18 protein-coding genes are annotated in these 19,692 nt (G+C 69.8%); 9 read left to right on the forward strand and 9 right to left on the reverse strand.

Annotated features, from left to right (window positions below):
• Window positions 1–159 precede the first annotated feature (159 nt).
• Window positions 160–708 carry an orotate phosphoribosyltransferase gene (pyrE, locus tag A4X17_RS10100; RefSeq protein WP_175116436.1) on the forward strand — a complete coding sequence of 183 codons (549 nt, stop codon included), beginning with the start codon at window positions 160–162 and terminating at the stop codon, window positions 706–708.
• Window positions 708–4,364 carry a hypothetical protein gene (locus tag A4X17_RS10105; RefSeq protein WP_064295541.1) on the forward strand — a complete coding sequence of 1,219 codons (3,657 nt, stop codon included), beginning with the start codon at window positions 708–710 and terminating at the stop codon, window positions 4,362–4,364. Before pyrE ends, A4X17_RS10105 begins: the two co-directional genes overlap by 1 nt.
• A gap of 804 nt (window positions 4,365–5,168) precedes the next feature.
• On the opposite strand, the gene A4X17_RS19245 is transcribed toward A4X17_RS10105, so the two are convergent.
• From A4X17_RS19245 to A4X17_RS10130, 5 genes are all read right to left on the reverse strand, one after another.
• Window positions 5,169–6,137 carry an HTTM domain-containing protein gene (locus A4X17_RS19245; RefSeq protein WP_231884353.1) on the reverse strand — a complete coding sequence of 323 codons (969 nt, stop codon included), beginning with the start codon at window positions 6,135–6,137 and terminating at the stop codon, window positions 5,169–5,171.
• Window positions 6,127–6,657, reverse strand: coding sequence for an SdpA family antimicrobial peptide system protein (locus tag A4X17_RS18925; RefSeq protein WP_197479052.1), 531 nt, complete (start codon window positions 6,655–6,657; stop codon window positions 6,127–6,129). Before A4X17_RS18925 ends, A4X17_RS19245 begins: the two co-directional genes overlap by 11 nt.
• A 56-nt stretch (window positions 6,658–6,713) precedes the next feature.
• Window positions 6,714–7,412 carry a hypothetical protein gene (locus A4X17_RS10120; RefSeq protein ID WP_064295544.1) on the reverse strand — a complete coding sequence of 233 codons (699 nt, stop codon included), beginning with the start codon at window positions 7,410–7,412 and terminating at the stop codon, window positions 6,714–6,716.
• 212 nt (window positions 7,413–7,624) lie between these two features.
• Entirely contained in the window at window positions 7,625–8,665 is a 1,041-nt protein-coding gene (locus A4X17_RS10125) for a zinc-dependent alcohol dehydrogenase family protein (protein WP_064295545.1), read from the reverse strand.
• Window positions 8,666–8,726: 61 nt separating this feature from the next.
• A complete protein-coding gene (locus tag A4X17_RS10130) occupies window positions 8,727–9,521 on the reverse strand; it encodes an HAD-IIA family hydrolase (protein ID WP_064295546.1) in 795 nt (264 codons plus the stop codon).
• A 107-nt stretch (window positions 9,522–9,628) separates the two neighbouring features.
• On the opposite strand from A4X17_RS10130, the gene A4X17_RS10135 reads away from it, so the two are divergent.
• Both A4X17_RS10135 and A4X17_RS10140 read left to right on the forward strand, forming a co-directional pair.
• Window positions 9,629–10,297, forward strand: coding sequence for a TrmH family RNA methyltransferase (locus A4X17_RS10135; protein ID WP_064295547.1), 669 nt, complete (start codon window positions 9,629–9,631; stop codon window positions 10,295–10,297).
• Window positions 10,298–10,544: 247 nt separating this feature from the next.
• Window positions 10,545–10,865 (forward strand): hypothetical protein, encoded by a 321-nt coding sequence (locus A4X17_RS10140; RefSeq protein WP_064295548.1) that lies wholly within the window; start codon window positions 10,545–10,547, stop codon window positions 10,863–10,865.
• Between the two features lie 430 nt (window positions 10,866–11,295).
• Here A4X17_RS10140 and A4X17_RS10145 read toward each other — a convergent pair whose 3' ends face one another.
• From A4X17_RS10145 to A4X17_RS10155, 3 genes are all read right to left on the reverse strand, one after another.
• Window positions 11,296–13,173, reverse strand: a complete 1,878-nt coding sequence (locus tag A4X17_RS10145; RefSeq protein ID WP_064295549.1) for a YhgE/Pip family protein — start codon at window positions 13,171–13,173, stop codon at window positions 11,296–11,298.
• 70 nt (window positions 13,174–13,243) lie between these two features.
• On the reverse strand, window positions 13,244–13,900 hold the full coding sequence (locus tag A4X17_RS10150) for a hypothetical protein (protein ID WP_064295550.1): 657 nt from the start codon (window positions 13,898–13,900) through the stop codon (window positions 13,244–13,246).
• The gene (locus A4X17_RS10155) at window positions 13,890–14,585 is read right to left on the reverse strand and encodes a TetR/AcrR family transcriptional regulator (protein ID WP_064295551.1); all 696 of its coding nucleotides are present in this window, start codon (window positions 14,583–14,585) and stop codon (window positions 13,890–13,892) included. Before A4X17_RS10155 ends, A4X17_RS10150 begins: the two co-directional genes overlap by 11 nt.
• 125 nt (window positions 14,586–14,710) lie before the next feature.
• Between A4X17_RS10155 and A4X17_RS10160 the strand changes: the two genes are divergently transcribed.
• Window positions 14,711–15,187, forward strand: coding sequence for a DUF3151 domain-containing protein (locus tag A4X17_RS10160; protein ID WP_064295552.1), 477 nt, complete (start codon window positions 14,711–14,713; stop codon window positions 15,185–15,187).
• Between the two features lie 33 nt (window positions 15,188–15,220).
• Here the strand turns inward: A4X17_RS10160 and A4X17_RS10165 are convergent, their stop codons facing one another.
• Window positions 15,221–15,973: an HAD-IIB family hydrolase gene (locus A4X17_RS10165; RefSeq protein ID WP_064295553.1), complete on the reverse strand. Its 753-nt coding sequence runs from the start codon at window positions 15,971–15,973 to the stop codon at window positions 15,221–15,223.
• A gap of 252 nt (window positions 15,974–16,225) precedes the next feature.
• Between A4X17_RS10165 and A4X17_RS10170 the strand changes: the two genes are divergently transcribed.
• From A4X17_RS10170 to A4X17_RS10185, 4 genes are read left to right on the forward strand one after another with little or no spacing between them, the layout of a single operon-like run.
• The gene (locus tag A4X17_RS10170; protein ID WP_064295554.1) at window positions 16,226–17,512 is read left to right on the forward strand and encodes an adenylosuccinate synthase; all 1,287 of its coding nucleotides are present in this window, start codon (window positions 16,226–16,228) and stop codon (window positions 17,510–17,512) included.
• A 36-nt stretch (window positions 17,513–17,548) separates the two neighbouring features.
• The gene (locus A4X17_RS10175) at window positions 17,549–17,839 is read left to right on the forward strand and encodes a winged helix-turn-helix transcriptional regulator (protein WP_197479053.1); all 291 of its coding nucleotides are present in this window, start codon (window positions 17,549–17,551) and stop codon (window positions 17,837–17,839) included.
• A 42-nt stretch (window positions 17,840–17,881) separates the two neighbouring features.
• On the forward strand, window positions 17,882–18,997 hold the full coding sequence (locus A4X17_RS10180) for a beta-propeller fold lactonase family protein (protein WP_064295556.1): 1,116 nt from the start codon (window positions 17,882–17,884) through the stop codon (window positions 18,995–18,997).
• A 49-nt stretch (window positions 18,998–19,046) separates the two neighbouring features.
• Window positions 19,047–19,679, forward strand: coding sequence for a GNAT family N-acetyltransferase (locus A4X17_RS10185; protein ID WP_064295557.1), 633 nt, complete (start codon window positions 19,047–19,049; stop codon window positions 19,677–19,679).
• Window positions 19,680–19,692 lie beyond the last annotated feature (13 nt).

Consider the following 19,692-nt stretch of genomic DNA (forward strand, 5'->3'; position numbering starts at 1 on the left):
CCCGGACGCAGCCGCCCCGACGCAGGACGGTGGCGGCGTGGCGTCCTCGAGCCCCGGCGAGTCGTACCGACACGCCGGGGCTCTCGCGCGTCGGGGATGCGGACCGCCCCCATCCGGGCGACTGCGGCGATGGGGGTCACAGCTTGTAGACTCTCCGACGTGACGGACGCACGAGCTCAGCTCATTGACCACATCTCGGCGGAAGCCGTGTTCCACGGTGACTTCACCCTGACGAGCGGCAAGAAAGCGACGTACTACGTCGACCTCCGCAAGGTGAGCCTCGATCACCGCGTCGCGCCCCTCATCGGGCAGGTCATGATCGACCTCATCGCCGACGTCCCCGACGTCTTCGCGGTCGGTGGCCTCACCATGGGTGCCGACCCCGTCGCCGCCGCGATCCTGCACCAGGGTGCCGCGCGCGGACTCACCTACGACGCCTTCGTCGTCCGCAAGGAGCCGAAGGACCACGGCCGCGGCAAGCAGGTCGAGGGCCCCGACCTCCAGGGCAAGCGCGTGATCGTGCTCGAGGACACCTCGACCACCGGTGGATCACCGCTCAAGGCGGCCGAAGCGCTCGAGAAGGTCGGAGCCGAGGTGGTCGCCGTCGCCGTCGTCGTCGACCGCGCGACCGGCGCCCGCGAGATCATCGAGGCCGCGGGCTACCAGTACCTGGCCGCGATCGGCCTGGAAGACCTGGGACTCGTCTGATGTCCGGCGACGGAACCGGACGCGGCGGGGCCGGGCTGCCGGAGGAACCCGCGGACGGAACCGACTGGCTGCTCTCGCAGCTCGACGCCGACGACACGGAGGCGATCGAGACGCAGCCCGACACCGACGCGGTCGACGAGCACCCCTCGGCAGCCGTCGCTCCGGCGCCCGCTGACGACGACCGGACCCGAGTCCTGCCGGTCGTCGGCGACACCGATGCCCAGGCCGCTGCTTCGTCGGTGGCTGCGCCGGTCCCGGCCGAGCTCCAGTGGTCCGCGCCCTCCGTGCCGGATGCGCCGGCGGCTCAGACGCACGCTGAACCGACGCCTGCTCCGGTCGAACCGTCGCCCGCTCCCGTCGAGCAGACGACCGCTGCCGCCGAGCCGACCTCCGCCGCCCCGGCCACCGCTCCAGGTGCGTTCGCGAGCGAGGCCGAACTCCTCGCCTGGTGGCAGAACCAGGTGCCGAACCCGGCCGACGACACGACACCGGCCCCCGCACCGCCGGCGCCGGATGCAACCAGCGCGGAGCCCGCCGCACCCGCCACGCCTGCAGCCCCGGCCGGCGCCATGCCCGAGGAAGCTGCCGTCCGATCGGAGGGTCTGCGTCACCCGAACGCCCTCGAGCTCCCGGTCGTCCCGCCGACCCCTGCCCCGGCATCGCCGGTCCCGCCCGCTCGCAACGAGCTGACGGTCGACACCGACTCCGTCCTCCAGCACGCGCCCGCCGGCACCTTCCGGCCCGCGCCGACGAACCCGGTCGTCCTGCCACCCGTCGCCGACGAGCCCTGGAGCCTCGGCGGCAGCGACGACATCGACACCGATGCCGCCCCAGCAGCCCCCGAGGACGTCTCGACGGCCGTCCTGCCCACGGCCCGAGCACTCGCGGCCGACGACCCGGCGGCCTGGGCCGCGGTCGAGGCGGAGGAGATCGGCGCGACCACCGCCACCTCGACGCCCGACGGTGGCACTCCCGCCGCACCGCTGCCGCCCGCCGCCCCGCCGGCGACGCCGACGCCGACCGCCGCAGACCGCGATGTGCCGTCCGGCTCCGTAACGACACCCGACGCCGAGGTGCAGGACGACGATCTGCCGGAGGGCTCTTGGAGCCTCTCCGAGACGTTCGGCGACGACGTCCTCGGCGGAGAGACCGTCGAGGTCCGTGACACGACGATCGACGCTTCGGCGCCCGTCGCCGCACGCCCCGACGAGGCCCCGGCCGATGGACCAGCTGCCGACGACGTCTGGACAGCCGAGCCGGCGCCTGCCGAGGCTTCCACACCTCGGACGGACCCTTTGGCCTGGTTGACGGAACCGTTCGGTGAGACGTTCGGCGCCGCGCCCGCGGCACCGGACGAGCAGCCGTCCGAGGAAGCACAGGCGGAACCGGTCGACGAAGCGCCCCAGCCACTCGACACCGCAGACGAGTCCGTCGTCGGCACCATCACCGAGGGGACGACGTCCCCGTCCTCGAGCGAGTCGGTCCAGCCGACCGCCGATTCGGATCCCGAGCCCGCGTCCGACGGCATCGTCGCCTCCGAGCCGATCACCCCCGCGGCACCGTTCCGCTGGGACACGGTCGCAGCGGCGTCGCCGACGAGTGCTGCGGAGCCGACCTCGCCCGCCGAGGTCCCGTGGCCCGAGACGGTCCCCGACGTCGACGCCGAACCGCTCGATGAGACGCGGCCGTTCGACAGCCTCGGAGGTCCGGGCTTCTCGGCCCTCGCGGGCGCGGCAGCCGCGGCAGCAGCCGCTGCCTCGGTGCCGACACCCGATACCGACACCGATGCCGAGTCCGGCCGTGACGATGCGCCGGTCGACGACGACGCGACGGACACCGCCGACGTCCCTCCGGCCTTCGGCCCGCCGACCCCGAAGGCCGAGCGTTCCATCACGGAGCTCATCTCCCTCGACGGCGTGCAACCCGAGCCCACGGTCAGCCCCTTCGGCACCGCACCGTTCGTGTGGGACCTCGCTCCGAACGACGCCCTCGACCCGCTCGTGCACGCGGCTCCCACGACCCAGCCCATCCCGGTCCCGCCGGTGGAGTGGGAGGGCGCCGAGTCGTCAGCCGTGAGCGCGGAGTCCCCGTCGGAGCTCGCGCTCGAGGGCGAGGTGCCCGATGCCGCGTTCATCGCCGGCGACGTCCAGCCCTTCGCTCCGGGCCTCGCCGCCGTCACGCTCGGTCGCCCGCTCGTCGACGGACCCGGTGACGAGTTCGCCAGCTGGACCGACGACGCGACCGAGACCGACAGCTCCGCGCCGGATGCCGCACCGATCGTCCCCGCCGCGAACGACACGGTGGACCTCTTCCCGACGCTGTCGCTCGGTGGGTTCGACGCAGCAGTGGCGGCCGGTGGCCTCGCCGCCGCAGGGGCCGCAACCGCTGCCGGTGCCGCTTCCGGCCTCGGCTCGGGCGACGACACCGACGCCACGGAGACCTCGGCCGACGCCGATTCCGCTCGCGAGACGGCGCCGACCCCGGTCACCGGGACCCCAGCTTCCGAGACCCCGGCGTTCGCCGTCGACCCGGAGGAGCTCGACGACGAGTTTGACGAGGAGATCGTCGAGTTCGACGCCGTCCCACTTCCTGCGGCGGGCGTCACGCCGCTTCCGTCGTTCGTGCCGGACGGGGCCGTCGCCGGCGGTGCGACCGATCCCACCACGGGTGCCGCCGCGTCGGATGCCCCAATCGCTGACCAAGACTCGATCGACCCTGAGCCGGTCGGCGAGCCCGAGCCGGTCAGCGAGGAGCTGCGGCTCGAGTCGCTGTTCGACCTCGGACCGGAGACGGATGCGGTCCAGGTCGCCTCGGTCGAAGGCGCCGCGACCGACGGTGAGCCGGCTGCCACGCCGCTCGCCGACACCGAGCAGGCCGAGGACTCTGCCACGGTCGCCCCTGCCGATCCGTCCGATCAGCCCGACGCCACCACCGCCGCCACGGCGGAGGCGGCCTCAGCACGGTCGCTCGCCGACGCCTTCGCCGCCGAGGGTGGCTGGTCGCTCCAGGCCGACGCGATCGCCGACCCCGATCTCCCGCTCGCCCCCATCCCGGGCCTCGTCGCCGCCGACGGCACCGATGTCGACGGCACGGATCCCGACGACGACACCGGCGGGTCCCGGCGGAACGGGGCCCACGCCGCCGGAGACGACGACAGCGCTTCACACACCTCCCCGACGGCTGAGCCGGATGTCGCCTCGGACACCGCGCCCACACCAGTGACCCCCGCCTCGGTGTCCGTCTTCGGCGCACACGCCGCGGCAGTCCCGTCGCAGGGGCCGATCGCGAACGTGCCGCAGACGGCGCCGGCCGCGCTCCCGGGCGAGACGGTCGCGTTCCCGGAACTCGACGGCGCGAGCGCGCTCACGACCCCGGCCGCGGCTGCGGGTATCGTCGGCGCCACCTTGCCACCGCAGGCCACGCAGTCCGCGCCCGACCGCGATCTCCCTGAATACCGCGGAGAGCACGCGGATCAGGGCATCCCGAAGGCGCTGCTCTGGGCGGTCGTCGGCCTGGGGGCCGCGGTCCTGCTCCTGCTCGCGTTCTACTTCGGAACGCTCGTCGGTGCCGCGAACGCGGCTGGCGCGGCCGGAGACCCGGTGCAGCCGAACACGTCGGCCAGCTGGTCGTCGGCTGGAACGACGCACACCGTCTGAAGTCGTGGGGAGCGTGCCCCGGCGTCACCCGTCTCGCTGCGGGCGTGGCCAGATCAGCATCGGGATGACGCCGTATGACCATGCCGCGAGATGAACCAGTATCCACGCCCCCAACACCGCGCGCCGAGCGTCACCGGCCTGCAGCGTGAGTCCGGTCGAGATGAGCCACTGCGCCGCCGATGAAGCTGAGACTCCGCCTGAGACGAGTAGCGCGGTCGACGCCGCTGATACTGTCTTCCGGAGGACCAGGGCGAGGGTCGCCCCGAGGACGGTGGCGCCGGCGCTCACGGAGCACCAGGTCGCGAAGAACGCGGCAGTCGGAGTCGAGCGGTCCGCCGGCCCCGGCTGTGACCAGTGCGTACCAATTACCTGCGGGAGTTCTCCATGCCAGACGAGCGCGGATCCCAGGACCGATGCGATCGGAGTCGCCAGGGCGGTAATGGCGGCTGTCCTCCGGACCGCCACGGCGTGCCCACTCATTGACGTCGGAGCATGTCGAAGCCGTAGCGAATCGAGTTCGCTACGGCTGCCAGCATTACTCCTATGCAGATAAGCAGTGTGGTCGCGTACACTCCCGGCGGCAACAGAACCGCAGTCGTGAGCGGGATCAAGGATAGGCAGAGCCAGAGTTGGCGGCGGAGCAGCGGGAGCAGCGCGGTGTGGAGATCGCGCCAACGCGCTGGGTCATCGAGCTCCTTCGATATCCGGAACCCGATGAACGGGTTTGGTCCAAGCTGTAGTGCTATGAGGGTGCCTGCGTAGGTGATCACCGGGATCGCGGAAGTGAGGAGAGCTAGCATCAACCTAGTTTCCATAGGCAGGCCCGTTCAATGTTTGTGAGGATCGCCGTGGACTCCGGCGGCCGACATTTCGACACCATCGAAACAACCACAGCGGATAGCCATCTCGCGCCCGCCAACTGGACAAAAGTAGTGCGCCAGTCATTGCAATCGCAAAGGTCACCAGCCCCATTACTGCCGCTATTAAGACGTGGAAGCCAATACCGACGAGAAGTACAATGAATCTGACTCGAGGACTGCGGCCGGCCAGCAGCAGACCGGCGGCAAGGAGTAGTTCAAGTACGATTGTGCCCCAAGACACGCTTGCGCTCACGAGTGGATTCGCCAGGAGATCAAGAAGAACTCGCTCGGTCGCTGGAGCGACGCCAAATCCAGAGTTCTGCACCCAGTACCACAGCGCCGAACCTTCAGCCCAGATCGGGTGTCCCAGCTTCACCAGTGCGGCCTCAACGTATACATACGCCACTTGAACGACAATCGCGGCGAGCAGAACGTTTGAAGGGATTAAGGAGGCTCGTTCGACCCCACGACGCGCCTCGGCGAAGCCTGACCACCGGCGGTCCGTCGCGCTGGCTAATGCGAGCAATATAGCGAGAGTCACGGTGAGCTGGTCTCCGCCTTCGATGCCGATGGCGTTGTTCGACAAACTAAACGCCGCGTATGCATGGAGCCAACCGCAGAATGCCGGCAAGAGTCCGACCATGGCAGGAAGGCACATGACCGCGAGTGCGAGGCGAATGACATCTGCGTCAACATCCAGGCGGCAGAACGCACCAATCGCGCTAAGGCCCTCGCAGTTCACGCTGAGTGCCCCTCCATACTCGCCTGAATGGAAGAGTACATGAGCAGGGTTGGCAAGGAGCGTGATGAACGTCCCCAGCGCAAGCGCGGACCGACCGAGCTGCAGCTGAATACCGAACGGGTCTCGACCAAACCGACGGAGCACCCAGTTGCCGAACGTCTCAGTTTTCATGTTCACCGGGACACTGCACAGCAAGCATTGTTGCGAAGGTCTGCTTTGATCGGGTGAGATCGCGGTAGGCGAACGGTATCGGTGTTTCTCGGATCAAGACGACTTCGCTGGAGCAAATGGGCTCGTAGATTACAGGTGACACACGCACCTTGGTCTCCGGGGAGAGGGCTTCGAGACAGCTCGAGAGAGTTGCCGGTGGACATTCGGTCCATGGTGTATTTTCATCGGTTGCCCCGAAGAGGATATTGATATCGATCGATTCGGCGCGGGACATCCGAGAGAGCCCAAACGCATACTTTGCTTGCATGATTCCATCTTGATCAATCACGGTCCATCGGTCGCTCGTTGGTGGCAAAACGGCAATTTTCACTTGATCCTCCCGAGCGTCCCGCGTAAAGAAACCCCATCCCTGGGTGAAGAGGTTCGATATGAGTTTGACCGGTCCCTCGGGGCCAGACGGTGTAAGAACGTTCGACGGGAGCTTGTTGCCGATAATGGACGTGACAGCGAGTGTGCTCATGCACAAAGTGGACACGACGAAGTACATGACTGCACTGGTGGCAGATCTACTACGGCTCACCAGCTGCGAAGCCCGAGCGTGGTCCTGCGAACTTGCTCACTCGCCGCAAGCGATGGGTAGTCCTGAACGATTTGAGTCGGGTCTGATGCGCGAGGGGCCACTTTGCCGTTGAAGACTCCATTCTGGTCCCAAAGGCCATTCTGGTTGTAAACCATGTTGACATTGCCTGCGACATTAAACATGACGACCGCGATTGCTGCACCAAGTGCAATGGCCGCGACAGAAACCGCCGCGCATACTGCCACTGCGCCGCACTGGATCGACCGGATGGGTGTGGCGCTGACACCCGGGTACTCTCTGTCGAGCGCCGCCGTGAAGGACTTGGCGATGACGCCCAACCCTTCTTCGACGACATACGGATCACCAGACATGATCTGGTGCACGGCGGCGTCGAGTTCAGGAGAGTCGGCTGCAGTCATGGATTCGATGAGCCGACTCTCCACTGCGATGACAGTGCCGATCTCGTCCGCCGTGATGGAGTCGGAATAGGGTTTACTGATCTCGAGAGCCTCTGCGACGGGCCCGTGTAGAAAGACGACTCCTTGTAGTGCCTCGTTGAGGTCAAATGCCAGTCCGGATGCTGTGGAGTACGTCGTGGTGCTGTCGGTGGACGGTGGGTCATGCGGCTTCGAGGCCACCGCGGCCGATGCGGGCGACGCTGCTGTCGTTACGGCCAGCGCCACAATCGTCCACATGCTGAGTACATTTCGCCGTCTCATCATTTCACCCTCCGATCGATCTCCTTGTCGGCCGGGCGGTCAACAAGGTTTAGTGCTCAGAGAGAAAATCTAATATGTGAAATGTTTTTTTGCTGTCCGTGCTTTGGGGGACGCGGCAGATCGCTCCCTCCAGAGGAGGCTCAGCCGTTCGTTAGTCAGTAGAACTGGGCGCTGTCGTCAGCGGCGGGTCAGGCGACGTCGATGACGGTCACACCCGTCGAGCGATCGCCGGACGCCAGGGCGACGAGTGCTGCCGGCGCCTCGTCGAGGCCGATGCGGTGTTCGATGAGATCCTGCGGACGCAGCGCACCGCTCGAGACGAGGTCGAGCAGTTCCGAGTAGTCGGAAGCCGGCATGCCGTGACTGCCGTGCAGTGACAGCTCCTGCGAGATGATGCGCGGCAGCGGGAGTGTCGGTTCGCTCGAGAACAGGCCGATCTGCACCTGACGGCCCATCGGAGCCAGCGCGAGGAGGCTGAGGCGCATCGTGGACTCACGTCCGAGGGCTTCGACCGACACCTGCACGCCCATGGGTGCGGCTTCGGCGATGCGCGCGAGGACGGCGGCCTCGTCGAGACCGCTCGAGTCGATCGTGTGCGTGACGCCGATCGACGCCGCGCGCGCCAGGGCCGAGGCGTCGATGTCGACGGCGATGACCTCGGCACCGAGCGCGACGCCGATCATGGCCGCACTCAGCCCCACGCCGCCGCAGCCGACGACGAGCAGGCGCTCCCCGCTGCGGAGCCCGGCACGGTGGACGAGCCCGCGGAAGGCCGTCGCGAACCGGCACCCGAGGAGGGCGGCGGCACCGGCGTCGAGGGACTCCGGCACCGGGATGAGGTTCACGTCCGCGTCGTGCAGGGCGACGAGCTCGGCGTAGGAACCCCAGTGGGTGAAGCCTGGCTGCGTCTGGTTCGGGCAGACCTGCCCGTTCCCGGCGAGGCACTGGGCGCAGCGTCCGCACGCGCACACGAAGGGCACCGTGACGCGGTCGCCCACGCGGAACCGCTCGACGGCGGGGCCGACCGCATGGATGCGCCCGACGAGTTCGTGGCCGGGCACGTGGGGGAGGGCGATGCCGTCGTCGTGCCCGAGCCAGCCGTGCGCATCGCTCCGGCAGAGACCCGTGGTCTCCACGCGCACGACGACGCCGGCGTCGGACGGCACCGGATCCGGCACGTCGCGGACCTCGGGCTCGGCGGTGAACTGGTCGTAGACGACGGCGCGCATGGAAGTCCTCGGTGCGTGGCGGGGCGGGAACGGAACGGTGGACTGGTGGTGGCCGAACGGCCTAGATCTCGACCTCGACGGGCTCCGTCACGAGGTCGATGACGCCGCTCAGGATCTCGTTCGGACGGAACGGGTAGCGGTTGATCTCGGCCTCGTCACTGATGCCCGTGAGCACGAGGATGGTGTGGAGACCGGCCTCGATGCCCGCGACGATGTCGGTGTCCATGCGGTCGCCGATCATGCCGGTGTTCTCCGAGTGCGCGCCGATCTTGTTGAGCGCCGATCGGAACATCATCGGGTTCGGCTTGCCGACGACGTAGGGCTCCATGCCGGTGGCCTTCGTGATGAGCGCCGCGATGGCACCGGTCGCCGGAAGCGGACCGTCCTTGCTCGGTCCGGTCGCGTCCGGGTTCGTCACGATGAAGCGCGCGCCGCCGGCGATGAGGCGGATCGCCTTGGTGATGGCCTCGAACGAGTAGTTGCGGGTCTCGCCGACGACCACGTAGTCGGGGTTCGTCTCCGTCATGGTGAAGCCGGCCTCGTGGATGGCCGTGGTGATCCCGGCCTCCCCGATGACGAACGCCGAGCCGCCCGGCTCCTGCTCGGCCAGGAAGGCGGCCGTCGCGAGCGCGGAGGTCCAGATGAACTCCTCGGGCACGTCGAGCCCGGACGCGCGCAGTCGGGCGCTCAGGTCGCGCGGGGTGAAGATCGAGTTGTTGGTGAGCACCAGGAAGTGCGTCCGCTGGTCCTGCCACTGCTGCAGGAGCGCGGCGGCACCCGGGAGGGCGTGGTTCTCATGGACGAGCACGCCGTCCATGTCGGTGAGCCAGCATTCGACCTCGTCGCGTCGTGACATGCGTTCCTCCAGGTGCTCCGTGCGGGCTGCGCGAGCGCTGCGCCGCGGGGGTGGCGCGGCGTCGGGCCCGGACCTCCAGTGTGGCACGGCGCGGGTAGGGTTGGCTGGTGCCAGAGACCCCGCTCCACCCGGACGACCCGGTCGCCGGCCCCGATCAGGCCGAGAGCCCGACGGCCGGCGTCGGTCCATGGCAGGGGGAGTGGCCGGACGGCCCCTGGTACGACCCCGAGCTGCTGCGCGAGGGCGACACCCGGAACGTCGTCGACCGCTACCGCTACTGGTCGATGGAGGCCATCGTCGCCGACATCGACGACCACCGCCATCCGTTCCACGTCGCCATCGAGAACTGGCAGCACGACATGAACATCGGGTCGATCGTGCGCACCGCCAACGCGTTCGCGGCCGACACCGTCCACATCGTCGGCCGCCGCCGGTGGAACAAGCGCGGAGCCATGGTGACCGATCGCTACCAGCACGTCGAGCACCACGTCGACGTCGCGGCGCTCGTCGCCTGGGCGTCGGCGGCCGAGCTGCCGATCATCGCGATCGACAACGTGCCGGGGTCGGTCCCGATCGAGACGTTCCGCCTTCCCGAGCGGTGCCTCCTGCTCTTCGGACAGGAGGGGCCTGGGCTCTCGCCGGAGGCGCTCGCCGCTGCCGACGCGGTGCTCGAGATCACCCAGTTCGGGTCGACGAGATCGATCAACGCCTCCGCGGCGGCAGCCGTCGCGATGCACGCCTGGGTCATGCAACACGTCTCCTTCGACGCGTCCTGATCGGGTTGGCCCCCGTCCGCGGGTGGTTTCGAACGGCTCCCGTGTGCGTACCTCAGGAACACCTCAAGATTCCCTCAATTGCCCCCGAGGTCCCCCAAAGTGCCGACATCCCCCGGCATACTGTCTAGCGGAGCAACACTCCACCGCTGAACCCGAATCCCTCCGGCACCCGAAGCCACCGAGGGCCACCGCACGGACCCGAATCCGTGCGGTGCGAATCGGCGGTCACCCGAAGGATGAATCGAAGATGAAGCACCGCTCTGCCCTGGGAGTCTCGCCCGAACGAGGAACCCACCCGTCCAAGGTCCGTGGCGTCGCCGCGCTCGCCGTCCCCGCCGCCCTCGCGGTCGCTCTCATCGTCGGTGTCGCCGCGCCGGCTCAGGCCGAGGCCCGGGTCGACGAGGCGTCGAGCTCGATCAGTGCGACGCAGCCCGGTTCGAGCGAGCTCATCGCTCCGGCCGGCGCGTTGTTCGCATCGCTCCTCATCTGGGGGGCCGGAGCCGCCTTCGCGACGCGTCGTCGGATGCTCGCCGAACAGCGCGAGGAGGCGTCGCTGCTCTCCCGCTGAGCAGCGCGCTGCACCCGCAGCTGATCGCCGTGGCCCGAACCACGACGCTCAGCTGCTCCAGACGGAACGCGCCCGTTCCGTCGCACCGGTGGCCGCCGGGAGTCCCCCCACTCCCGGCGGCCTCCGGTGTTTCCGGGGTGTGTCGGCGGGGTCTTCGCCCCGGACGAACGCCGGTCCTTCCGGTGGCTCGACGACCGTTCCGAGAATCTGCCGCGTTCCGCGTCATGATCGCGCCTCCAGTCGATCACTCAAGGGAGTGCAACGCTGTCGGGCGGACCCGAACCCGGATCGACGCGGCGCTCAGACGCCGACGTCGAACGATGCCCGACCCGAATGGGCGTCGCACGCAGCAGGCCGACCACACGCGCCGGAGCGTCGTCCCACCCGAGGACGACGCTCCTGCGCGGGCTCCTGCGCGCTCGATGGCTGCCTAGCCGATGAGGCTCGGCCGGAGGTCGCGCAGCGTCCTGGCGTGCGTCATCCGCGTCACGCCGATCGCCGAGAGGCTCAGTGCGATCGCCAGCCAGGCCAGCAGGACTCCGGCGTCCTGCAGAGCGGCGTCCATCCGTCCCCCGTACATCAACTGGCGCATGCCGTCGACGGCGTAGGACATCGGGAGCACATGGTGCAGTGCGGCCAGCGGCGCCGGGAGTGTCTGCCACGGGAACGTGCCTCCGGCCGTGACGAGCTGGGCGACCATGAGCACGAGGCCGAGGAACTGTCCGACGCTGCCGAACCACACGTTGAGCGTCAGGATGATCGCCGCGAAGGTGAGGGACGCGAGCGCCATCATCCCGTAGGTCGCGAGCGGGTTGTGGACCTCGAAGTGCAGGGCGCCGGCGAGGATCCCGAACAGCGCGACCATCTGGATCGTGCCGAGGAGGCCGGGCGTGAGCCAGCCGGCGACGGTCACCTTGATGGGGCTGTGGAGCGCCGTGATCGCGCGCCGCGAGACCGGCTTGACGATGAGGAAGAGCGCGTAGATGCCGATCCAGGCGGCGAGGCTGACGAAGAACGGCGCGAGTCCGGCTCCGTAGGTGCCCGCGCTCGTCACGGAGGAGTTGGTCAGCTTGACCGGGTCGGCGATCGTCTTGGCCTGGAGTTCGCGGGAGTCCGCCGTGGTCGCTGGGATGGCGTCCGCGCCGGACTGCAGACCGTCGCGGAGGGTGACGATGCCGTCGCGGAGGGTGCCGAGGCCCGTCTGCAGGGTCGTGAGGCCGGTCTGCAGCGACGCCGCGCCGTCGGCGGCCTGCTGTGTCCCCGAGGCGAGCGCGGGCATCGCGTCACTCAGCGTCCGGGCGCCTCCGGCGACCTGCTGGGCACCGCTGTTGAGCTGGTCGACCTGCGAGACGACGGTCTGGACGCGCTCGTTCGCCGTCGTGGCGTCGGCTGCCACCGGGTCGAGCAGTGCCAGCACCTGGGCGATCTGCTCGGGGGTGAAGCCGTTCTCCGCGAGCGTCTGTGAGATCTGGGCGCGGGCCGTGGGGATCGAGTCGACGAGTCGCTGGGCGGCTGCTCCGACCTCGTCACCCTTGCCGGCGAGCGTCGACGTCCCGGACGCCACCTGCTCGGCACCCGAGGCCAGTTGATCGGTCTGCGAGGGCAGACTGGCCGTCCCCGCGGCGATCTGGGCCGTGCCGGACGCGAGGGTCGCAGCGCCGGCCTGGGCAGTCCCGGCGCCGTCGAAGGCCTGCTGTGCGCCGTCGGCCAGCTGCGTGGCGCCCGAGGTGGCGTCGACGAGCTTCGTCTTGATCGTGTCGAGAGCGATGAGGAACCGGCCGGCGGCCTGACGGTTGACCGTCTGCACGATGGTCGCCTTGATCTGCTTGACGGCCTGCTCGCCGATCGTCGTCGCCAGGTAGCTGTTGGCGTCGTTGGTCGTGAGCTGCACCGTCGCCTGCTGCGGGGCGTCGCCCGACGCGGAGGTGAGTGAGGTCGAGAAGTCGGCGGGGATCGTGACGCTGAAGTCGAAGGTCCCGTCGTTCACGCCCCGTGCGGCGTCGGCCGCGCTGACCTCGTGCCAGGCGAACGAGCCGTCCTCGATGAGCTGGTCGGCGATGTCGTCGCCGTAGTTCTCCGTCTCACCGGTCGCGTCGCCGGTGGTGTCGTCGGTCGCCGGCGAACCGGTGTCCTCGACGACGAGGGCGACGGGCACCTGGTCGAGCTTGGCGTACGGGTCCTGGTTCGCCCAGAGGTACAGGCCGCCGTAGAGCAGCGGAACGCACATGAGGGCGACGAGGGCGAGTCGCGACATGGGGGTGGCCCACAGGCGGGACAGTTCGGCGCGGATCATCGCGAAGATCTTCACAGGAGGTCCTTCTGGGGACGGATGGTGCGGGATGAGGTGGTGGCTGGACGGTGGTGGTGCACGGTGTGCGTCACGACCAGTCCTGCTGGAAGAGGGGGACGAGTTCGTCCGTGGCGTTCTCGGACACCGGGGCGTCCGCGGTGGCGTTGATGGCCGTCGCCGAAGCGTCGCCGGCGATCACGAGGACGCCGTAGCCGCGGGCGGCGAGCTTGCGGGCGAGGTTCCACCACTCGAGCGGGTCGCCGCCGTGGCGGTCGGGGGAGACGAGGACGAGTGCGGTGACGTCCTCCCGGAGGACCGCGAGCTCGGTGAGGAGCCGCACGCGGTCGGTCGGCGCGACGGTCGAGATCGGCTGCTTCGCGAGGTGTGCGAGGTCGAGCGACTCGAGGAACCGCGCGACGGCGAAGGGGTGGCTCGCCCGGCCGGCGAACATGAGCTCCTCGGCGACGACGCCGGAGACCGCGACGCCGCTGGCCGGTTCGGAGACGTCGGGCGCGTCGATGAGGGCGATCACGCGGCGCATCGTCTTGCGGTCGGTCGCTCCGTCGACGAGGACGGTCCCGGTGTCGGGCTTCATCCGGCCGGAGGCGATGAGGCCGAGGACGGTCGGCCGCTGCTCGGTCTCGGCGCGGGCGAAGGTCGCCTCGCCCGTCCGGAAGGAGAGGGAGGTCGGCTCGAGGACGATGCCGCCCTTGCCCTTGGAGACGCCGTCGAGTTCAACGCGCATGGGAGGACTCCTCGTTCGTACCGGTGCCGGCGGTGTGCCGGTGGGTGTCTGCGTGTCCGGTGTCGGCGCGGTCGGCGACCGCCGTGGCGTCCTGCCACGACAGACCGACAGCCCCGAGGGTGGCGAGCATGACGAGGCGGCGGCCGGCGCTCGTCGAGAGGCCGGACCGGGTCGCCTCTTCGAGCACCCCGACGGCCGTGCTCTCGACGAGTCGGGCGAGGACGCCGGCGTCGATGTCGGGGCGGATGGAACCGTCCGCGACACCGGCCTCGACGGTGCGGAGGAGGAGGGTCCGAACGGGTTCGAGGGCTGCTGCCGTGACCGCGCGGAGCGGCCCGCGGACGGCGAGCGGCGCCATGATCCGGACGTGGTCCACCTGGGCCCACAGCACGTCGCCGATGAGCGCGATGGTGGTGAGCGGGTCCTCGCCACGGACGGCCGTGATCGACGCGGCGACGCGCTCGGCCCCAGCCACGACGACGGCGTTCACGAGCTCGTCGCGCGTGGCGAAGTGTCCGTACACCGAACGGCGGGTGAGGCCGGCGGCCGCCGCGATGGTCTCGAGGCTGGCGTCGGGGTCGCTGCGGAGCGCCAGGCGGGCGGCTTCGAGCAGCGCGAGGCGGTTCTCGGCGGCGTCGCGACGAGGGGCGCGCGACCCGCTCGCAGGCGCTTGGGTGGTGGTCATGACAGCGATCGTACTATCTTGCACAGCGGTGTGCAATATCGATGTCGATGGATGCGGCGAGCTCTCAGCGAGGGCTGCCAGCTTCCTCCCACGCCGGGCTCCGGGAACGGAGCTATGGTTGAACGATGACCGGTGAGAATCTGATGGCAACCCCTCCGACACTGCTGCCGGACGACAGCGCCACCGATGCCGAGTTCCACGCGGCCGTCGGTTCGATCGAGGCGCTGGCGGACCTCCTCGCGGCCCACCCCCGCTCCTCGCTCGGCTGGGCACTCCTCGCCGACGCCGTCCACGACCCGCAGTCGCCGATCCCCGGCTACGCGGCCGCGCGGGTCGGGTACCACCGCGGCCTGGACTCGCTCCGTGCCGCCGGCTGGCGCGGTCAGGGCCCGATCCCGTGGTCGCACGCGCCGAACCGCGGGGTGTTGCGCTCGCTCTACGCGCTCCGCCGCTCCGCGAAGGCGATCGGCGAGACCGAAGAGGTCGAGCGTCTCGACACCTTCCTGCGTGAGGCCGACCCCACCGCGTCGGAGGAGATCGAATACCTCGTCGCGGCGGCGGCACCGCCGACCTCCGCGATCGTCATCCTCGGCTCCGACTAGCGGCTTCCCCGGTCCCTGAGCCTGTCGAAGGGCCTACAGGCCGAGCGACTCCAGGTACGCCGCCGTGTCCTGCCAACCGTGCACGGCCACCGACGGCACCCCGAGCGCGAGGACCGGGTAGTCGTTGCCGCCCTCGTCGAGACGGTCGCCGACGAAGACCATCTCCTCCAGCGGGATGCCCGTGTGCTCGGCGAGCCGCGTCATGCCGAACGCCTTGTCGACGCCCGCCATGGTGATGTCGACGGAGGTCGAGCCGCCGGAGCGGACCTCGAGGTCGGGGAGCAAGGCCTGCACGGCGGCGCGCAGCGACTCCTTCTTCGCGCCGTCGGGGTCCCAGGCGGTCTTCTCGGCGACCGGCGCTGCCTGCCCGAGGGCGGAGAAGGTGATCTGCGAGCCGCGGTCCTCGAGGATCGGTCCCCAGGTCTCGTCGGCCCAGAGGCCGAGTCGCTTGGCCTCGGTCTCGAGCGCGCCCATGGCTCGGGCCTTCTGGTCGTCGGTGAGGTCGTGCTTGTAGACAGTGACCCACGCGGTGCCGTCGAAGCGGTCGTACCGGGTGCCGCAGGTGGGCATCAGGTGCAGTCGGCCGAGGGCCTCGGGCGACGCGGCTCCGAGCCGGTCGAGCACCTGGTTCTGGAACTGCACGATCTGGCCGCCCGAGATGATGCACACCGAGGTGCGTTCGAGGAGCGCGACGAACAGTTCGGCCATGCGAGGGTCGAGCGCGGACTTCGACGGGGCGAGGGTGTCGTCGAGGTCGAAGGCGACGAGGCGCGGCAGGGAGGTCATGGGTTCCGTTCGGTCGGTCGAGAGGACGGTCGTCGAGGGCCATCGGCAGGCAGGACGGCCGCCCGAGGCCTGAACATCCCCTCATGGTATCGAGCGCAGCCCGGGACTCGGTGCCCGTGACCCTCCTCCGGTACGATGGAGGGGTGCGTGCACGAGACGCCCGCCCGCAGAGGGTGGGCGTCCGGCCTGTCAGGGCGTGGTTCCCCAGCGGATCCGCCGGGCACACGAGAATCCGGAAGGGGCGGCATCCAGATGCCAGCAATCGTGATCGTCGGCGCCCAGTGGGGCGACGAAGGCAAGGGGAAGGCCACCGACCTGCTCGGTGACCGCATCGACTACGTCGTGAAGTTCAACGGCGGCAACAACGCGGGGCACACAGTCGTCATCGGTGACGAGAAGTACGCGCTCCACCTCCTGCCGTCCGGCATCCTGACGAGCGGCGTCGTCCCCGTCATCTCCAACGGTGTCGTCATCGACATCGAGGTGCTGTTCCACGAGCTCGAGGCGCTCCAGGCCCGCGGCATCGACGTCTCGCGCCTCCTCGTGAGCGCCAACGCGCACGTCATCACCCAGTACCACCGCACCATCGACAAGGTGACGGAGCGCTTCCTCGGCAAGCGCCAGATCGGCACCACCGGCCGTGGCATCGGCCCGGCCTACGCCGACAAGATCAACCGCGTCGGCATCCGCATCCAGGACCTCTTCGACGAGAACATCCTGCGCCAGAAGGTCGAGGGCGCCCTCGACCAGAAGAACCACCTGCTGGTCAAGGTCTTCAACCGCCGCGCCATCACGGTCGACGAGATCGTGGCCGACCTCCTCGCCTACGCCGAGCGACTCCGCCCGATGGTGGCCGACACCGCGCTGGTGCTGAACGAGGCGCTCGACGACGGCAAGATCGTCCTCTTCGAGGGTGGGCAGGCCACGATGCTCGACGTCGACCACGGCACCTACCCCTTCGTCACCTCCTCCAACGCGACCTCGGGTGGTGCGGCCACCGGCTCCGGTGTCGCCCCGAACCGCCTCGACCGCGTCATCGGCATCGTCAAGGCCTACACGACCCGCGTCGGCGCCGGCCCGTTCCCGACCGAGCTGTTCGACGAGTCCGGCGACTACCTCCGCTCGAAGGGCTTCGAGTTCGGCACGACGACCGGCCGCCCGCGTCGTGTCGGCTGGTACGACGCCCCGATCGCCCGGTATGCGGCGCGCATCAACGGCGTCACCGACTTCGTCCTGACGAAGCTCGACATCCTCGACGACCTCGCCACCATCCCGGTGTGTGTCGCCTACGAGGTCGACGGCGTCCGGGTCGACGAGGTGCCGGTCTCGCAGACCGACTTCCACCACGCCGTCCCGATCTACGAGGAGTTCCCCGGCTGGCAGGAGGACATCACCGGTGTCCGCCGCTTCGAGGACCTCCCGAAGAACGCCCAGGACTACGTGCTGGCGCTCGAGGCGATGAGCGGTTCGCGCATCTCCGCGATCGGTGTGGGTCCCGGCCGCGACGCGATCGTCGTGCGTCACGACCTCGTCGACTGACCCGAGCAGCGAACGACGAGCGTCGAACGCGCCATGGTGGACGAATCCAGTCAGCCGTCCCTGCCCGGGCTGCCACCGGTCGAGGAGCTCACGAGCGGTGAGGTCAGGCCTCGCCCGGCGGTGCGTGCCCAGCGCGACACCGGAGCGCTCGACCCACGGGTCCGGCGCGCCCTGGCGACGCTCGACGACGATCCCGACCTCTCGCTCGTCACCCTCGCGAACGCGCTCGGGATCACCCGTGCGACGCTCATCCGGATCGTGCGTGAGGCGATCGGCATGACCCCGAAGGAGTACGCGGCAGGCGTCCGTGCCCGCCGCGCCTCCTGAGCGGGCGCCGATGTCAGACGGCGCAGGTGGGAGACTGTGGGGGTGAGCGACGACAACCCCTACCTCCTGCTCGGTTCCTACACCTCGGAGGCCGACGGCACCGGTGCCGGCATCAGCCTGCTGCGCCAGGACGAGGCGGGCACCCTCCGCCTCGTGCAGTCGTCGGAGGCGCAGTCGCCGTCCTTCCTCACCCTGCACCCGACGCTGCCGATCGTCTACGCCGCGAGCGAGTCGACCGGGGCCGTCGAAGCGTTCAAGCGCTCCGGCGAGTTCGGGCTCGCGCCGTTCGGCAAGCCCATCGAAGCCGGCGACTCCGTGTGCCACGTCGCGACGGTCCCCGGTGCCGACGTCCTCATCGCGAGTTGCTACGGCGACGGTCGGGTCGTGACCGTCCCGCTCGCGGAGAACGCGGCGTTCGCCGGCGACCCGCGTCTCGGCGAGGCGTCCGTCGACCCCTGGGCGTCGCCCACCGCGCTCGCTGCGGAGTCCGCGGACGCCGGCGAGGACGCGCTCACGCTCCTCGCGCTGGAGGCCGCTGTCGGCGAGGCCATGCCGTCCCGACCGTCGCGCGCGCACGCCTCGGCGCTCCTCCCGGACGGCCGCATCGCGACCACCGACCTCGGCCACGACACGGTCCGCATCTGGCAGCTCCGTGGGTCGCGGTTGGTGCTCGACCACACCGTCGTGTTCCCGCGCGGCACGGGTCCGCGACACCTCGTCGTCCACCCGAGCGGGCACCTCCACGTCATCACCGAGTACTCGGTCGAGGTCTTCACGCTCGGTGTCGACGGCACCGACGGGCACTGGCACATCCTCGCGGCGACCGTCGCGACCTCGGAGGGCGTGTCCGAGGGCGACACGGGTGCCGAGATCAGCCTCGCCGCCTCGCGGGAGCAGCTGCACGTCGGCGTCCGCGGGAGCGACCGCATCGCCACCCTGCGGGTCACCGGCGACGGTTCGCGGGTCGAGGCCGTGGCCGACGTCGAGTGCGGCGGGACGATGCCGCGTCACCACCGGGAGTCGGGCCGCTTCCTGCACGTCGCGAACCAGCTGTCGAACTCCATCGCGAGCTTCCGGCTCGACGAGCGCACGGGCGTCCCGACGACACTCCTCGGGACGCTCGACGCCGGTTCGCCCACCTGCCTCATCCTCGCCTGACCGCGAGACCGGTCCTCGCCCGACGCCCGTCACCGGATACGGTGGAACGGTGACCGCACGACGCCCTGAGCCCCGCCCCATCGACGGCCGGACCATCCGCCTCGAACCGCTGGACCGCGCGCACTATCCGGAGCTGTTCACGGCGATCGCGCACCCGGAGGTGTTCGCCGGTGGCTACGGCGGCGGGCCGGCGGGATTGCCGACGACGCAGGCCGAGTTCGACGCCTTCGCGGACGGCTACTTCACGACCGGGGTGCGGAACACCTACGTCATCCGGCTCGTCGGCGGCGAACACGACGGGCTCCTCGTCGGCACGTCCACCCTCGGGGACTTCGACGAGCCGGGGGAGGCGGCCCACCTCGGTTGGACGGCGTACGACCCGCGCGTCTGGGGCACCGCCGTCAACGCCGAGACGAAGCTGCTGCTCCTCGGGCTCGCCTTCGACGCGGGCTTCGGCCGGGTGAAGATCCAGGCCGATGAGCGCAACGAGCGCTCACGCACCGCGATCCTGCGCCTCGGGGCCACGTTCGAGGGGCTCATCCGCCGCGACAAGCAGCGGGCGGACGGCACGTGGCGGACCACCGCGCTGTTCTCCGTGATCGCCGAGGAGTGGCCGGAGGTCCGGGCCGGTCTCGAGGAGCGCCTCGCCCGGAGCCCCGGCCCAGTCGCCCTCCGCGGCTGACGCGGCCCCGGAG

This window comes from Plantibacter sp. H53 (assembly GCF_001650455.1).
Classification (GTDB): domain Bacteria; phylum Actinomycetota; class Actinomycetes; order Actinomycetales; family Microbacteriaceae; genus Plantibacter; species Plantibacter flavus_A.

What these genes read in the sequence shown, in the direction of transcription:
- A4X17_RS10105 (WP_064295541.1), top strand. Translation starts at nt 708, where the DNA reads ATGTCCGGCGACGGAACCGGACGCGGCGGGGCCGGGCTGCCGGAGGAA.
- A4X17_RS19245 (WP_231884353.1), bottom strand. Translation starts at nt 6,137, where the DNA reads ATGAAAACTGAGACGTTCGGCAACTGGGTGCTCCGTCGGTTTGGTCGA.
- A4X17_RS18925 (WP_197479052.1), bottom strand. Translation starts at nt 6,657, where the DNA reads ATGAGCACACTCGCTGTCACGTCCATTATCGGCAACAAGCTCCCGTCG.
- A4X17_RS10120 (WP_064295544.1), bottom strand. Translation starts at nt 7,412, where the DNA reads ATGTGGACGATTGTGGCGCTGGCCGTAACGACAGCAGCGTCGCCCGCA.
- A4X17_RS10125 (WP_064295545.1), bottom strand. Translation starts at nt 8,665, where the DNA reads ATGCGCGCCGTCGTCTACGACCAGTTCACCGCCGAGCCCGAGGTCCGC.
- A4X17_RS10130 (WP_064295546.1), bottom strand. Translation starts at nt 9,521, where the DNA reads ATGTCACGACGCGACGAGGTCGAATGCTGGCTCACCGACATGGACGGC.
- A4X17_RS10140 (WP_064295548.1), top strand. Translation starts at nt 10,545, where the DNA reads ATGAAGCACCGCTCTGCCCTGGGAGTCTCGCCCGAACGAGGAACCCAC.
- A4X17_RS10150 (WP_064295550.1), bottom strand. Translation starts at nt 13,900, where the DNA reads ATGCGCGTTGAACTCGACGGCGTCTCCAAGGGCAAGGGCGGCATCGTC.
- A4X17_RS10155 (WP_064295551.1), bottom strand. Translation starts at nt 14,585, where the DNA reads ATGACCACCACCCAAGCGCCTGCGAGCGGGTCGCGCGCCCCTCGTCGC.
- A4X17_RS10160 (WP_064295552.1), top strand. Translation starts at nt 14,711, where the DNA reads ATGACCGGTGAGAATCTGATGGCAACCCCTCCGACACTGCTGCCGGAC.
- A4X17_RS10165 (WP_064295553.1), bottom strand. Translation starts at nt 15,973, where the DNA reads ATGACCTCCCTGCCGCGCCTCGTCGCCTTCGACCTCGACGACACCCTC.
- A4X17_RS10170 (WP_064295554.1), top strand. Translation starts at nt 16,226, where the DNA reads ATGCCAGCAATCGTGATCGTCGGCGCCCAGTGGGGCGACGAAGGCAAG.